The sequence below is a fragment of the Pedobacter cryoconitis genome, from assembly GCF_001590605.1.
Lineage (GTDB): Bacteria > Bacteroidota > Bacteroidia > Sphingobacteriales > Sphingobacteriaceae > Pedobacter > Pedobacter cryoconitis_A.
Window position 1 is genome coordinate 2782533 of the sequence record NZ_CP014504.1, and the last position, 14352, is coordinate 2796884.

14 protein-coding genes and 1 riboswitch are annotated in these 14352 nt (G+C 39.3%); of the genes, 3 read left to right on the forward strand and 11 right to left on the reverse strand.

Going from position 1 to position 14352, the window contains the following annotated elements; translation table 11 throughout:
- Positions 1-11: 11 nt before the first annotated feature.
- Both AY601_RS11490 and AY601_RS11495 read right to left on the reverse strand, forming a co-directional pair.
- Entirely contained in the window at positions 12-2051 is a 2040-nt protein-coding gene (locus AY601_RS11490; protein ID WP_068400906.1) for a TonB-dependent receptor plug domain-containing protein, read from the reverse strand.
- 93 nt (positions 2052-2144) lie between these two features.
- A riboswitch (cobalamin riboswitch) is annotated at positions 2145-2336 on the reverse strand.
- Between the two features lie 41 nt (positions 2337-2377).
- On the reverse strand, positions 2378-3259 hold the full coding sequence (locus tag AY601_RS11495; RefSeq protein ID WP_068400909.1) for a polyphosphate kinase 2 family protein: 882 nt from the start codon (positions 3257-3259) through the stop codon (positions 2378-2380).
- Positions 3260-3516: 257 nt separating this feature from the next.
- Between AY601_RS11495 and AY601_RS11500 the strand changes: the two genes are divergently transcribed.
- Positions 3517-5979, forward strand: a complete 2463-nt coding sequence (locus AY601_RS11500) for a penicillin-binding protein 1A (RefSeq protein WP_068400912.1) — start codon at positions 3517-3519, stop codon at positions 5977-5979.
- A gap of 43 nt (positions 5980-6022) precedes the next feature.
- On the opposite strand, the gene AY601_RS11505 is transcribed toward AY601_RS11500, so the two are convergent.
- Together AY601_RS11505 and AY601_RS11510 are read right to left on the reverse strand one after the other, a co-directional pair.
- Positions 6023-6490 (reverse strand): ORF6N domain-containing protein, encoded by a 468-nt coding sequence (locus AY601_RS11505; protein WP_068400915.1) that lies wholly within the window; start codon positions 6488-6490, stop codon positions 6023-6025.
- A gap of 180 nt (positions 6491-6670) precedes the next feature.
- Positions 6671-7021, reverse strand: coding sequence for a GIY-YIG nuclease family protein (locus AY601_RS11510; protein WP_068400917.1), 351 nt, complete (start codon positions 7019-7021; stop codon positions 6671-6673).
- A gap of 134 nt (positions 7022-7155) precedes the next feature.
- On the opposite strand from AY601_RS11510, the gene AY601_RS11515 reads away from it, so the two are divergent.
- Both AY601_RS11515 and AY601_RS11520 read left to right on the forward strand, forming a co-directional pair.
- On the forward strand, positions 7156-7932 hold the full coding sequence (locus AY601_RS11515) for an XRE family transcriptional regulator (RefSeq protein ID WP_068400920.1): 777 nt from the start codon (positions 7156-7158) through the stop codon (positions 7930-7932).
- Positions 7933-7987: 55 nt separating this feature from the next.
- Positions 7988-8398 carry a hypothetical protein gene (locus AY601_RS11520; protein WP_068400923.1) on the forward strand — a complete coding sequence of 137 codons (411 nt, stop codon included), beginning with the start codon at positions 7988-7990 and terminating at the stop codon, positions 8396-8398.
- A 170-nt stretch (positions 8399-8568) separates the two neighbouring features.
- Here AY601_RS11520 and rplT read toward each other — a convergent pair whose 3' ends face one another.
- The 7 genes from rplT to rpiA all read right to left on the reverse strand — a co-directional run bounded on the left by rplT (position 8569) and on the right by rpiA (position 14326).
- Positions 8569-8913, reverse strand: a complete 345-nt coding sequence (gene rplT / locus AY601_RS11525) for a 50S ribosomal protein L20 (protein ID WP_068400926.1) — start codon at positions 8911-8913, stop codon at positions 8569-8571.
- A 76-nt stretch (positions 8914-8989) separates the two neighbouring features.
- The gene (gene rpmI, locus AY601_RS11530) at positions 8990-9190 is read right to left on the reverse strand and encodes a 50S ribosomal protein L35 (protein ID WP_041887185.1); all 201 of its coding nucleotides are present in this window, start codon (positions 9188-9190) and stop codon (positions 8990-8992) included.
- Between the two features lie 26 nt (positions 9191-9216).
- Entirely contained in the window at positions 9217-9786 is a 570-nt protein-coding gene (gene infC / locus AY601_RS11535; protein WP_051759761.1) for a translation initiation factor IF-3, read from the reverse strand.
- A gap of 13 nt (positions 9787-9799) precedes the next feature.
- A complete protein-coding gene (thrS, locus tag AY601_RS11540; protein WP_068400929.1) occupies positions 9800-11725 on the reverse strand; it encodes a threonine--tRNA ligase in 1926 nt (641 codons plus the stop codon).
- Between the two features lie 166 nt (positions 11726-11891).
- Positions 11892-12827, reverse strand: a complete 936-nt coding sequence (locus AY601_RS11545) for a LysR family transcriptional regulator (protein ID WP_068400932.1) — start codon at positions 12825-12827, stop codon at positions 11892-11894.
- Between the two features lie 268 nt (positions 12828-13095).
- On the reverse strand, positions 13096-13644 hold the full coding sequence (locus tag AY601_RS11550) for a GNAT family N-acetyltransferase (RefSeq protein WP_068400936.1): 549 nt from the start codon (positions 13642-13644) through the stop codon (positions 13096-13098).
- Positions 13631-14326 carry a ribose-5-phosphate isomerase RpiA gene (gene rpiA, locus AY601_RS11555; protein WP_232324739.1) on the reverse strand — a complete coding sequence of 232 codons (696 nt, stop codon included), beginning with the start codon at positions 14324-14326 and terminating at the stop codon, positions 13631-13633. The genes AY601_RS11550 and rpiA overlap by 14 nt, the downstream gene beginning before the upstream one ends.
- Positions 14327-14352: the final 26 nt, after the last annotated feature.

The following is a 14352-nucleotide window of genomic DNA, read 5'->3' on the forward strand; positions in this document are numbered from 1 at the left end:
AAGGTTATATTTTAATAAGAGTAAGCTATGGTGAAACGATACGAACGGCCAGGCATCGGGAAATTGGCAATCACATCGTAATATTGATTCAGGAAGTTGTTTACTTCAGCAGAAAGACGAAAGCGATCGTGCTTCAACACTTTGGTATAATGAAAGGCAATATCATGCGTATACCAGGCAGGTACATAATTATATACATTATTGGCTCCCTGATTAAACCGCTGACCAACATAGATATAACTATAATTCATGGCCAGATTTTTCCAGTCAGCGCCCAAAATAAAGGAGCCGCTGTTTACTGGTGTATATACAATCTGATTTCTATAATTCAGGTTCTTATCAGTTACGTTTAGCGCCTGTTGATAGGTATAAGTTAACCCGGTAGTCAAGGAAAGATCCGTGGCGATATTCCATGCGGTCTGTACATTCACATCCAGCCCTTTGATTTCTACTCTGCCCAGGTTTTGCATGCTCCAGCGAAACAAGTTTGCACTGGGTACAGCAACAATTTTGTTTTTTACCTTATTGTAATAAGCATCAGTCTGAATTGATATTTGCTGTAATTTCTGTCCTTTAAAAGTCTTGATATAGGTCAGTCCCAGATCATATTGTTTGGTATATTCTGGTTTGAGCAATGTATTGCCAATAGAGGTATAATACAAATCGTTAAAAGTAGGCATCCGGAAAATACTCTTGTAAAAACTACGTATACGGAATTCCTTCAGGCTGTCAAATGGCTGCCACGAAACCATTACCGTAGGTGTGAGCTCATTTTTGTTTCCCGCAGAAAAAAACTGCTTTACTTTATCATTTACATAAGTGCTGAGTAAATTTGCCTGCACATCAATTCTTTCAAAATGAATTTGGGTAGCTAATGCTGTCAGGAAGGTATTCCTTGTGGGATAAGCAAAGTAGTCCAGATTTGCATCTAAAGTGTTATACTGATAATCACCCGATAAAACTACATCCCAGAATGAATTGATTTTATACCGGTTGGTCAATGATAAATAGAGTTCCCGTTGTTTGAATCTGTTATCCAGGAATCCATTGTCTTTCACAAAATCCGGATCCAGATAGCGCACATAATCCCTGGCGTATTTTGCTGAGGCCATCAGGTTATATCTACCCGCCTCTTTTTTATAACTGGATTGAACAAAAAAGTTCTCATTCCATAAACGCTGAGTGAAGTCATACCTGTTACTGACAATTGCACCAGGCAAACCCTGATGATCTTTATAGTAATACACTTTGGCTGCCCAAACACTACTATCTTGCAATTTGCCATTCAATCCTGCCTCTGCACGCATCGTTTCGATGTCTGCATTCTTTCTTACAAATGTGCTGTCATACACTCCGTTGGTATACCTGAACTTATAGCGTCCATTCGCATTTTTATATTCCGTACTCAAAGAAGCAGAAATGGCATCGCTGATTTTATGCTGCCATAACACGCTTGGATTAATCAGCCCAAATGAGCCTCCTTTAACAGCAGCTTTAACGTGATCGGTCTGCCCATTTTCAAATTCAGGTTGTTTGGCATTCAGGTATAGAGAACTTCCAGAGGCGAAACCTCTTGCGGATTGGAAAATAGTACTCTTCTGTCCATTATAAAGTTCTATTTCTTCGATATTGTCTAAGGAGAACTTGCCCAGATCGACTTGTCCATTTTGCGCATTCCCTAATTGTACACCATCATAAAATACGGCGGTGTGGTTAGTGCCCATACTTCTGACGTTAATCGTCTTTAAGCCCCCTATCCCTCCGTAATCTTTCAATTGTACACCAGAGAAAAACCGGATCGCATCTGCAACCGATAAACTATTTAATCTTTCGAGATCTTTGCCAGACAGGATTTGTAATGGGGAAGCGGAAAGCTGACGTTTGCCAAGTTTTATAGCACGAATAGAAACTTCTTTCAGCTCATTCGCCTTCTTTACGGAGTCGGTTTGTGCTGAAGAATTATAAGGCACAAAAATCCCAAGCCATAGTATAGCAGAAAAGCCGAAAAAAGAATTACAAATGCCATCAAAGGCAAATTTTCTTTTAGTCATTTTGTTGTGAGGGTTACCCACAGCAAACAGCAGATTAAGGAAATGATTACGTCAATAAAAGCACTCACCCCTAGCTTCAATCCCCGAAAGCTATGAAATTATAAGGCTAGAGGCAGGTCTTCTGACTTACTCCCGGAGATTCATGCCTTCCCCGTGTTTTTAACATGAGTGGCTGGATATGGATTCCGTTAAGGAGCTTACAGCTGCGGGACAGTTATGGATTTACACCATATTCCCTTTTAATCCTGACCAGCGAGATCAGGAACCAAAAGCGACGCAAAGTTATTAAAATAAGCGATATAGCATGACATGCTATTTAATTTTTTTTACTCCTCTCCCATTAAATTTTTCTTGTACCCTTCTAATTTTTCCATTTCCTCAGTGGGCAGTACAGGATATTTGAGTTTCATTCCTTTGAAAGTTTCTTCCAGGATCTGGCTAATGGTCAAACGGGCAAACCATTTTTTATCAGCTGGAATAATATACCAGGGTGCATTTTTAGTCGATGTTTCTGTAATCGCATCTTCGTAAGCTACCATATAATCTTTCCATAACGCTCTTTCAGCAATATCTGCGGAGGAGAACTTCCAGTTTTTTGCAGGATCATTTATTCGGTCCAGAAAACGCACTTTTTGTTCATCCTGCGAAACATAAAGAAAGAACTTAAGGATGATCGTTCCATTCTCAGTCAGTTGTTTCTCGAAATTACGAATACTTTCATAGCGCGCTTTCCAAAAGTTCTTATCTACTTTTTTAACGTCCTCATACCCCGGAATTCTTTCATTTAATATATATTCAGGGTGAACCTTACAAACAAGTACATTCTCGTAATGTGACCGGTTATGAATACCAATTCTACCTCTTTGAGGCAGCGCAAGATAGTGTCTCCATAAAAAGTCATGCGCATATTCATTGGAATTGGGTGTTTTAAAACTAAACACCTGGCAACCCTGAGGATTTAAGCCAGACATCACATGCGAAATTGCGCTATCCTTTCCTGCAGCATCCATCGCCTGAAAAATAATCAGTACTGAATGTGAATTTTCAGCATACAATGTTTCCTGATGATTGCTTAATTTTTCCTTAATAGAGGCGAGCGTTGCCTTACCAACTTTCTTACCGAGATCTCCATTATAATGGGTACTGTAGTCTTTTAACTTTATCTTTTGACCTGCGGGCGCTAAAAAGCGGTTGGTTTCTTTACTCATTGATCGTATCATTTAAATCGCATCTGAACAGACGGGATTTCAATTTACCAAAAATCAAGCCATATCAAATACTACCCGTACCTATTTCTTGTTTATAAAATTCTGAATTTGGTTTAAATTGTCTTTCTTTGCCTTCTAAATTGAGCTATATTTCCAGTATATATACTTAAGAATCCAACGATTTCGTTTAAAGGGTTTGATTTGGATATAGGCTCAGCAAAGCTTACACTGTTTTACTAATTTTTTGACCATACTATATGTTTAAAGAGATCCATAATAAATACCTGCGTTACTTCTCCGTATTTATTTTCTGTATCATCATTTTCTTCTGTGCACTTCAACTGAATTTTCTGTGGCTGTTCGGCTACTCTCCTTCCTATAAGGATATTAAACTACCTACGCAAAGTGTGGGTTCGGAACTTTACACTTCAGACGGGAAGTTAATAGGGCGATACTACAAAGAGAACCGTACCCCTGTTATTTTCAAACAGATTTCACCAAGTGTAATCAATGCATTGGTCGCAACAGAAGATGTCCGTTTCTACAAACATATGGGAATTGATTTCAGGTCATTATTATCAAGCGGTCTTTCAACAGCCACAGGCGATAAAAGAGGTGCAAGTACGATCACCCAACAGCTGGCAAAAAACATGTACCGCACAAGGTATAACAAGTCACAAGGCTTTATCAAGCATATTCCTGTCATCAGAACTATCGTTTCCAAGTTAAAAGAATGGATGACAGCTGTAAAACTGGAAGGCAATTATTCTAAAAATGAGATTATTACCATGTACCTGAATACAGTTTCATTCGGGAACAATGCTTACGGGATTAAAACAGCAGCGAGAGTTTATTTTGATAAACAAACTGATTCGCTGAGCGTACCTGAATCTGCTATGTTAGTGGGCATGCTGAAAGGCACGACTACTTATAACCCGATCAGAAATCCTGAAAGGGCTCTGGAAAGAAGAAACGTTTCCTTATCCCAAATGAATAAGTACGGCTATATTACTGCTGCTGAACTTACGCAATATAAAAATACACCAGTAAAACTTAAACAAGGCAGAGAAGATGAAGGCAGTGATGGCGATTCCTACCTGAGGGCCGCAGTAGCTAAATACCTGGAAGCCTGGTGTAATAAAAACGGATATGACCTTTACGAAGATGGCCTTAAAATATATACCACCATTGACTCTAAACTTCAAAAATATGCGGAGGAAGCTGTAGCAGAACAAATGAAAGTTGTTCAGCGCAGGTTTTACAGCGTCTGGGGAAAAGAAGACCCATGGCAGGATTCTGAAAAGAAGAAAGTAGATTATCCTGGCCGTGCAATGAAGAATCTTCCGATTTATGCCATGCTGGAGAAAAAATACCCAAACAATCCTGATTCAGTAACCTCTTATTTCAACAAGAAGAAAAAGATGAAAATATTCACCTACAAAGGTGACCGTGACACACTTTTCTCTACATTGGATTCTATCCGTTACTACGGCAAAATTATGAATACCGGGATGATGACTTTAGATCCTTTCAATGGTAAGATCAAAGTATGGGTAGGTGGTTTAGATCATAAGTTCTTTAAATATGACCACGTAAACCAATCTAAACGTCAGGCGGGTTCAACTTTCAAACCATTCGCTTACCTTGCTGCTTTTGAAAGCGGCATGAGCCCTTGTGATACTTTCATTGACAAGCCAGTTAAAATCAAATACGAAGAAAAAGGTAAAACCGAATATTGGGAACCTAGAAATGCCAGCTGGGATAACAGTTACCGTGAAACTTCACTGCGTGCGGCAATGGGTCGTTCAATTAATACGATTACTGCGCAGGTAACAGAAAAAGTAGGCTGGGAAAATGTAGTTAAATGGGCGCATGAGTGCGGTATTGACAGTCATCTGGAATCTGTGCCTTCTGTAAGTTTAGGCCCTAATGATGTTTCTGTATTTGAAATGGTGAGAGCTTATGGAACATTCCTGAATAAAGGAGTAAGAACAGACCCAATTTTAGTAGAAAGAATTACGGATCAGGATGGTAATTCACTGGAAGATTTCGTCGCTAAAACTAAAAGGGTAATTTCTGAAGAAATTGCCTGGCTAATGCTTTATATGTTCAGAGGCGGGATGGATGAACCAGGAGGAACGTCAAGAGCATTATGGGAATGGGACCTTTGGAAAGAAAATAACCAGATTGGTGGTAAAACAGGAACTTCTTCAGACTATGTAGATGCCTGGTATATGGGCATTACCAAAGACCTGGTAACAGGTGTGTGGGTAGGTTGTGATGAACGTTCAGCTCACTTTAAGAATGGTGAAACTGGTGAAGGATCACGTACCGCTCTACCTATTTTCGCTAAGTTTATGGAAAAGGTCTACCATGATAAGAGTACAGGTTACACTTACGGGCCATTCCCAAAAGCAACTGTACCCATTACAAGAAACTATAACTGCCCTACCCCGGTTTACGCAGTAGATACAGCTAAAACAGATAGCGTAGTTACAGATTCATTACACGTTGCTGTACCTGCAGAAGGAGAGAAACCTGCAGAAAAGCCCGATGAAGTAAAAAGCGAAACTCCTGAAGCTCCAGTAAAACAGCTGACACCAGCAACAGTACCACTGACCAGAAAAGAGCAACGCGAGCTCAGAAGAAAGAAACGTCAGGAAGAAAAGGATAAGAAAAAAGAAGAGGAAAAGAAAAAGGACGAAGAGAAAAAGAAATAACCCAAACAGGCCAGTAGGACATTCTCTCTCCTCACTGGCCTGTTTAAGTATCAGGCTCAGACTCAGCAGACCTCAGCAAACTATTTACACGGAGATGATTGGAACAATTTAAAAATTCAGGAAAGTCAGGTACTATTTGTCTGATCAGCGTGAAAATCCGAATGATCCTGATGTTTACCGCTATCGCCCGTTTACTATTAAGCAACCCGGCCAGCATCCCAAGCCCTTGCTCAGTAAAAGCAAGTGGAGTGAATCCAATTTGCGGTTTCAAGTTAAGCTCACTGTCCTGCCTTATCAGGCAAAGTTCATCTTCCTCACTCACCCTGAACATAAAATCCGCTGGAAAACGAGTTACATTCCGGCCAACAACCGCTCTTATTTTATGATTCCCCAGTCGTAATTGATAAAGCCTCGCTAAATCAAGATCAATCATCACTTTCTGTCCTCTGAGTACATAAATATGGTTCATGATCATTTCATCAGTGACCACATCCTCTTTTTTATACTGCATATTAATTACCAGATTTGTTTCACAAATATATCCCAACCCACACCCTAGCACCCCACAGCCCAACCCACACCCCCACTCCTAAAAACAAGTGCAGTGACTCCTAAAAACAAGTGCAGTGACTCCTAAAAACAAGTGCAGTGACCCCTAAAAACAAGTGCAGTGAACTCTGTTCATCTCTGTCTAAGACATTATAGTCAATGGTATTTTCACCTGCGTGGATAATGGTCTGCTCATCGTGATATGTTCAAAGTCAAGACCAATAGTCAGATCGATCCAGTCCGGGTTACAGGCACGGACCAAACGCTCCTTCTGCATCCTGGTGAATCTGCTGATCACTTTGAAACGGTTCAGCGCTTGTGATTCAGTTTTAAGTTCTTCAAAATAAACCAGGCGTGTAAGCTGCTGGCCACTGTCAAAGAACAGACTTGGCATTTTTTTATAAAAATCAAGCGTCTTAATTAAATCAGCGCTCATTCCAACATGTAAACTGGTACGGTTTCTATCGGTCACGATGTAGACAAATTTTCTCATTGCTTGTAGTTTAAATTATCACCACTAATTAAATTAGCATATATATTTGCAGAGCGAATAAATATTACTAACTTTATTGGTACAATAATACTAACAATTTTAGTAAAAACAAATTATTTTTAATCTTTTATTTTATGTCGAATATTTCCATAAACCTCAAATACTTAAGAAAGAAAAAAGGCCACACACAACAGCAATTTGCTGATTTGATGGGAATTAAAAGATCTTTGGTTGGCGCTTACGAAGAAGACCGTGCAGAACCAAAATATGATTTGCTAAAAAAAATAGCAGAACATTATGAATTGACCATGGATGAGTTTATTAACGAAATCATCAACGACAACTGGAAACCTAAATTAAAAAGCCAGGGATCAAATTTAAGGATACTGAGCATTTCTGTAGATCAGAGCGATAATGAGAACATCGAAATGGTTCCTGTAAAAGCAAGTGCAGGTTACCTGAATGGCTTCTCCGATCCTGAATATATCAAAGACCTTCCAAAATTTCAGCTGCCCCTGCCCGCTTTAAAGCAAGGCACTTTCAGAGCTTTTGAAATTGTTGGAGATTCTATGCTGCCTATTCAGCCGGGCAGTATCATTATTGGCGAATATATGGATAACTGGAATGATGTAAAAACCGGGGAAACGTATGTAATCGTTAGTAAAAATGAAGGCGTTGTCTATAAACGTGCAGGAAACCGCTTCAAAGAGAACAAGGAATTGAAACTGGTTTCAGATAACAAGCTGTACGACCCTTACAATGTTCCTGCTGAAGATATCCTGGAGATCTGGAAAGCAAAGGCTTATATCAGCTCTACGCTACCTGATGCAACCCCTGAGCCAACGATGGAGACCCTGACTAATATGATGTCCCAGATGCAAAAGTCGATCTCACAAATGAATAAAAACTAAATCGCTTTTAAACCCTTTCCCTGTTTTTCACTCTATGCTTTAAAACCACATACAAATGAAAAGAATCGTTTTAACATTAGCCATAGCATTCGCTGGATTAACTGCAAGTTATGCGCAAAGCACAGGAAAACAGAAAATGACCCCGGAACAAAGAGCAGAGAAAAGCACTGCTAAACTGGAAAAAGAATTGCACCTGACTGCCGATCAGAAACAAAAGGTTTATGCAGTAGAACTTGACAAGTACAAGCAAACTGAAGCATGGCATAAAGAAACAAGTGCAGACAGAAAAGCGAAGAGAGATCAGCATATGGCTTCTAAAAAAGAAACTGATACAAAGATTGACCAGGTGTTAACTGCTGATCAGAAGAAAAAACTGGATGATTTGCGCACAGCGAAGAAAGCCAGAATGCAAGACAAGAAGGACCATCACAAAGGACCTAAACCTGCGGATAAAGTACAAGAATAAAGTAGAAGAATAAGATATAGGATCACACCTGTATAAGCCTCCGGAAAGCAATCTGCTATCTGGGGGCTTTTTTTTGGAATAAACAGTGGATAATATATAATACTGGAAAATTAAAGGCAAAAAAAAGGGGTAGCAAATTGCTACCCCTTTTTCGTTGATGTTATATATTTCTATTTAACTGTATCAATTACTGCTTTGAAAGCTTCTGGATGATTCATAGCTAAGTCAGCTAAAACCTTACGGTTTAAACCAATATTTTTAGCCGCTAATTTACCAATGAATTGAGAGTAAGAAATTCCATATTGACGCGCACCAGCGTTAATACGTTGAATCCACAAACCGCGGAATTCTCTTTTCTTAACTTTACGGTCACGGTATGCATATTGCAAACCTTTCTCAACCGTATTTTTTGCTACAGTGAATACTTTACTTCTTGATCCCCAATAGCCTTTGGCCATATTAAGGACTTTTTTCCGTCTTCTTCTCGAAGCTACTGCGTTTACCGAACGTGGCATAGTGTTGTTGTTTTTTGATAAACGGTGTTGCGTATTTCAGCAAACTTACTACCGGGTACCTGGTTTAAAATTCTAATTATTTACCGATAGCAAGCATACGCTTAACGTTGCCCATATCAGCAGCTGACACCATTGAGGTGTGACCCAAATTACGCTTACGTTTAGTAGACATTTTTGTTAAAATGTGACTTTTGTATGCGTTTTTTCTTGCGATTTTACCGGTTCCAGTAAGCGAAAAACGCTTTTTAGCACTGGAATTGGTTTTCATTTTTGGCATAACCTGTTCTTATTTATGTAATTTATTTATTTTTTTGCAACTTTTGGAGCAAGGGTAAGGAACATACGTTTACCTTCTAACTTAGGTAAAAGTTCAACCTTTCCTATATCTTCCAAAGCTTGTGCGAACTTAAGCAATAAGATCTCTCCCTGCTCTTTGTAAACGATCGCTCTACCTTTGAAATGCACATATGCTCTAACTTTCTCTCCATTCTCAAGGAAACTAACTGCATGTTTCAGTTTGAACTGAAAATCATGATCATTGGTGTTAGGTCCGAAACGGATCTCCTTAATAATAGTTTGTTTAGCATTCGCCTTAATCTCTTTCTGCTTTTTCTTTTGTTCGTAAACAAACTTGCTGTAATCGATTATTCTACAAACCGGTGGAACTGCGTTTGGTGATATTTCTACCAGATCCAACTCCAGTTCATCGGCAAGGGCTAAAGCTTTTGCCAAAGGATAAATCCCCGGTTCAACATTATCGCCAGCTAATCTAACCTCCTGGGCTCTGATAAACTGATTAATATTATGTTCTGCTTCTTTTTTCTTAAAAGGAGGACGTGGTCCCCTATTAAATCCTGGTCTGCCTAATGCCAAATTTATATACTGTTTAAACTGTTATTTCTTTAATTAATAATTCGCTGAACGCCTGGATAGTCATTTCTCCTAAATCTCCTTCTCCGTGCTTCCTTACTGATAATTTTCCTTCTGCCATTTCCTTTTCCCCGATAATCAGCATATAAGGAGTTTTTTTCACCTCAGCGTCCCTGATTTTCCTTCCGATTTTCTCATCGCGAAAGTCAATCAAACCGCGAATATCGGAATTATTTAGTTCATCTGAAACTTTTTTGGCATATTCTTCATACTTTTCTGAAATAGGAAGGATTATAAATTGCTCAGGGGAAAGCCATAATGGGAAATTTCCTGCACAATGTTCAATCAGAACTGCTATAAAACGTTCCAGAGAACCGAATGGGGCACGATGGATCATTACCGGTCTGTGTTTCAGGTTGTCGCTGCCAGTGTATTCCAGTTCAAATCTTTCCGGTAAATTATAATCTACCTGGATTGTTCCCAACTGCCATTTTCTGCCTAAAGCATCTTTTACCATGAAATCCAGTTTCGGCCCGTAAAATGCCGCCTCACCATATTCGATTACTGTATTCAAACCTTTCTCTGCCGAAGCTTCGATAATTGCATCTTCAGCAAGTTTCCAGTTTTCATCAGTACCAATATATTTCGACTTATTTTCCGGATCTCTTAAGGAAATCTGCGCAGTGTAATTTTCAAATCCTAAAGATTTAAATACATACAATACCAGATCAATTACCTTCATGAATTCGTCTTTCACCTGGTCTGGACGACAGAATAAGTGTGCATCATCCTGAGTAAACCCACGAACCCTGGTTAAGCCATGTAACTCACCACTTTGCTCGTAACGGTAAACAGTACCGAATTCTGCCAAACGCAATGGAAGGTCTTTATAAGAACGTGGTTTAACTTTATATATTTCACAGTGATGCGGGCAGTTCATTGGTTTTAACATGAACTCCTCCCCTTCCTGAGGTGTTTTTATCCCCTGAAAAGAATCAGCTCCATACTTATCCCAGTGACCTGAAGTTACATACAGGTTTTTATGACCAATATGCGGAGTGATTACTTGCTCGTATCCTGCTTTTCCTTGTGCCTTGGTTAAGAAATTCACTAAACGTTCGCGCAAAGCAGCTCCCTTAGGCAACCACAATGGCAAGCCCATTCCTACTTTCTCAGAGAAAGCAAATAATTCAAGCTCTTTTCCTAATTTCCTGTGGTCGCGTCTTTTAGCTTCCTCGATCATCAACAGATATTCTGTTAATTCACTTGCTTTAGGGAAAGTAACGCCATAAATACGGGTTAACTGTTTTTTAGTTTCATCACCTCTCCAGTACGCACCAGCAACGTTTGTTAACTTTACAGCTTTGATAAACCCTGTATTCGGAAGATGCGGGCCACGGCATAAATCAGTAAATTCACCTTGTTTATAAAAAGTGATTTTACCGTCTTCCAGTCCCTGTATAAGGTCTAATTTATACTCATCTCCTTTTTCAGTGAAATAGGCAACTGCATCTGCTTTGGAAACATTTTCCCTTACAAAAACTTCTTTTTGTTTGGCCAGTTCCATGAATTTGGTTTCTATCGCTTTAAAGTGATCTGAAGAAAATTCCTGATCTCCGAAATCAACATCATAATAGAAGCCTGTTTCAATAGCAGGGCCAATACCGAATTTAGTACCTGGATATAGCGCTTCTAATGCTTCGGCCATAATGTGGGCAGAAGAGTGCCAGAAGGTAGCTTTACCAGCGGTATCATTCCAGGTTAATAATTTAACTGCTGCATCTTTTTCAATAGGCCTGGAAGAATCCCAGACTTCGCCGTTAACTTCGGCCGCTAAAACGTTACGGGCAAGACCTTCAGATATCGATAGCGCAATCTGGTGGGCACTGGTTCCCTTTTCATATGGACGTACTGAGCCATCCGGAAGTGTAATGTTAATCATCTACAACTATGATTTATATGTGAATTTAATGAATTAATGGTGTCGAATCACTTACAAGGTGATTTCTTGGAGACAAAGGTATGTTTTTATGCTGCAATTCGGGAAATAAATTCAAAAATGGGGCAAATGTCCCTGTTCATTTCCCGTATTTAATTGCTAATTAGTTTTAAGAAGCAATCAATCTGCTTGTTTCATTTTCAAGTGGTACCATCTCCTGCTCAAAAATATCCTGGATCGTTTTAATTTCCGCAGCATAAATTGTTTTTTTACGCATAGCGAAATGAAGGATATTTTCCATGACTTTACTTCCCTCCCAAACTAATTTAACGCTGCCATTCAATATTTCGTGGCGGCATAAAAAGTCTGGCACCACCGCGAATCCTTCCATTCCTTTAATACAGCGCACAATAGAGCTCATATTAGGGACAATATAATTAGGTTTAAAATCCAGTCTCTTATTAAAATTGAAATGCCAGAATCTCATCAGGTGCTCCATATCTCCAGAAGTCCCATACCAGATCTGATGTTTCAACCACTCCTGCATCCCTTTCAAATTTCCATCTTTATGCATCAGGTCAAAATCTGTCATGTCATTTTCTGATCCCCCTACCAGCACAATCCGCTCTTTTGAAAATGGCTTATAGGCGATATTCTTCATGCTATTATCCATATGCGGGGTAATCACCATGTCGAGGATTCCGTTATCCAGATCGTTCAGCATTTGCGGATAATCCCCGAATTTTACAATCACATTAAAGGATAAACTTGATAAATAAGGTTCAAGCATCAGCTGAAAGGTTTCGAAACACATTCCTAAACTTAAGGTCGGTTTTTCTTTTTCAGTACTTCGGTGGAAGTGTTTTTCGGCCTCTTCTAATTTCAGTAAAGCTTCCAGCACAAAGTTGTACATCACCTTACCTCTTTCGGTTGGAACCATCTTTCTGGATGTCCGGTCAAAAAGTTTATAGCCCACATAAGCCTCTAAAGAGCTAAGGTGCAAACTTACGCCCGGTTGAGAAACGAAAAGTGCTTCTGCGGCTCCGGTCAAAGTGCCGGTTTCATAAATAGCTTTAAATGTGCGGTACCATTCCAGATTGACCATAAGTATCATGAATATGATACAAATATACGATTTATATCATAATAATAACAGTACTAACGTAGCGTTTGTAGCCGGGTTCTATAGGGGTTGTGGCTAGGTTGTGGTACACATTGAACTAGGGTTGAAGTAGGGTTGAACTACCCTTGAAGTACCTCAGGCTACTTCAACCCTAGTTCAGTACTACTTCAATGTATACCACAACCCCTACAGTACTATACCAGATCTGCTCCATAACAAGACCGTAAAATCAGCTTAAAAGAGAAATCGTTTATCGATTAATCCGTGAATAAATAACCGCATCCAGAAACTTGCCTTCATAAAAACAATTTTCTTTGAAATGCCCTTCTTTCACAAATTTGTGTTTGATCAATAACTGCTCAGAAGCAAAGTTATCCGGATCAATTACGGCTTCAAGAGAATGAAATTTAAGCACATTAAAAGCATAGTCGATTACTGTGTTAAATGCTTCACTGATAATTCCTTTCCGGTGATAATCCGGATGAAGAATATACCCGGTTTCTGTCCGGTAGTTCTCTGGCTGCATTCTGATCAGGCAAATCATACCTAACAATTTAGGATCATCCTTAAATGAAATTCCCCAGTTGATACCGACATTATCTTCAATAGCTTTATTAACGACATTGATATGTTCCAATGCATCTTCTTTAGTCTTTGCAAGCGGACGGGGAATATATTTCATTGTCTGCGCATCAGATCTGATCGCAAATACTTCATCAACGTCGGCAGGGGTAATCTTTCTGAGTACTAAACGCTCCGATTCCAATACTGGAAAGGGATTAAAGTTAATTTCCAGCATATATAATAGTTTCAGTTCCTTTTCCCATGATCACCTTTGAGGTGAGCTGCACAAATAAGCCATGTGCTAAAATCCCTTCTATCCTGTTCAAGCTTGCTGATAAAGCAGCAGGATCACTGATCAGTCCAAAATCTGCATCTACAATAATATTATGATTATCTGTGATAAATGGTGCGTTATCTTTCATCCGGACTTCTCCTTTACCGTTTAATTTACCAAGTTGTTGTAACACATAAGTAAGTGCTATTGGCACCACTTCAATGGGAACTTTAAATTTCCCCAGCTGCGTAACCAGTTTACCAGAATCCGCAATAATAATTTCATTTTTAGTGAGGGAAGCCACAATCTTCTCTCTGAATAATGCGCCACCACCACCTTTAACTAAATTCAACTGTGTATCAAATTCATCTGCCCCATCTATTGTGATATCAATTGATTTAACCTGATCCATCGGCAGCAATTCAATTCCTAAGGACAAGGCAAGTGAAGCCGTATGCTCAGAAGTCGGTACGCCTTTGATTTTCAGCCCGTTTTTCACTAAAGCAGCTATTTCCTGAATGGCAAAAAAAGCGGTAGAGCCAGTACCTAGCCCAACGATATCATTTTGCTGAATAAATTTAACGGCCTCTCTGGCTGCGATCTGTTTTTCAAGATCTTTTTTATCAATTGATTGCTTGTCCAAAATATAAGGATTAATAAGGTTTCATC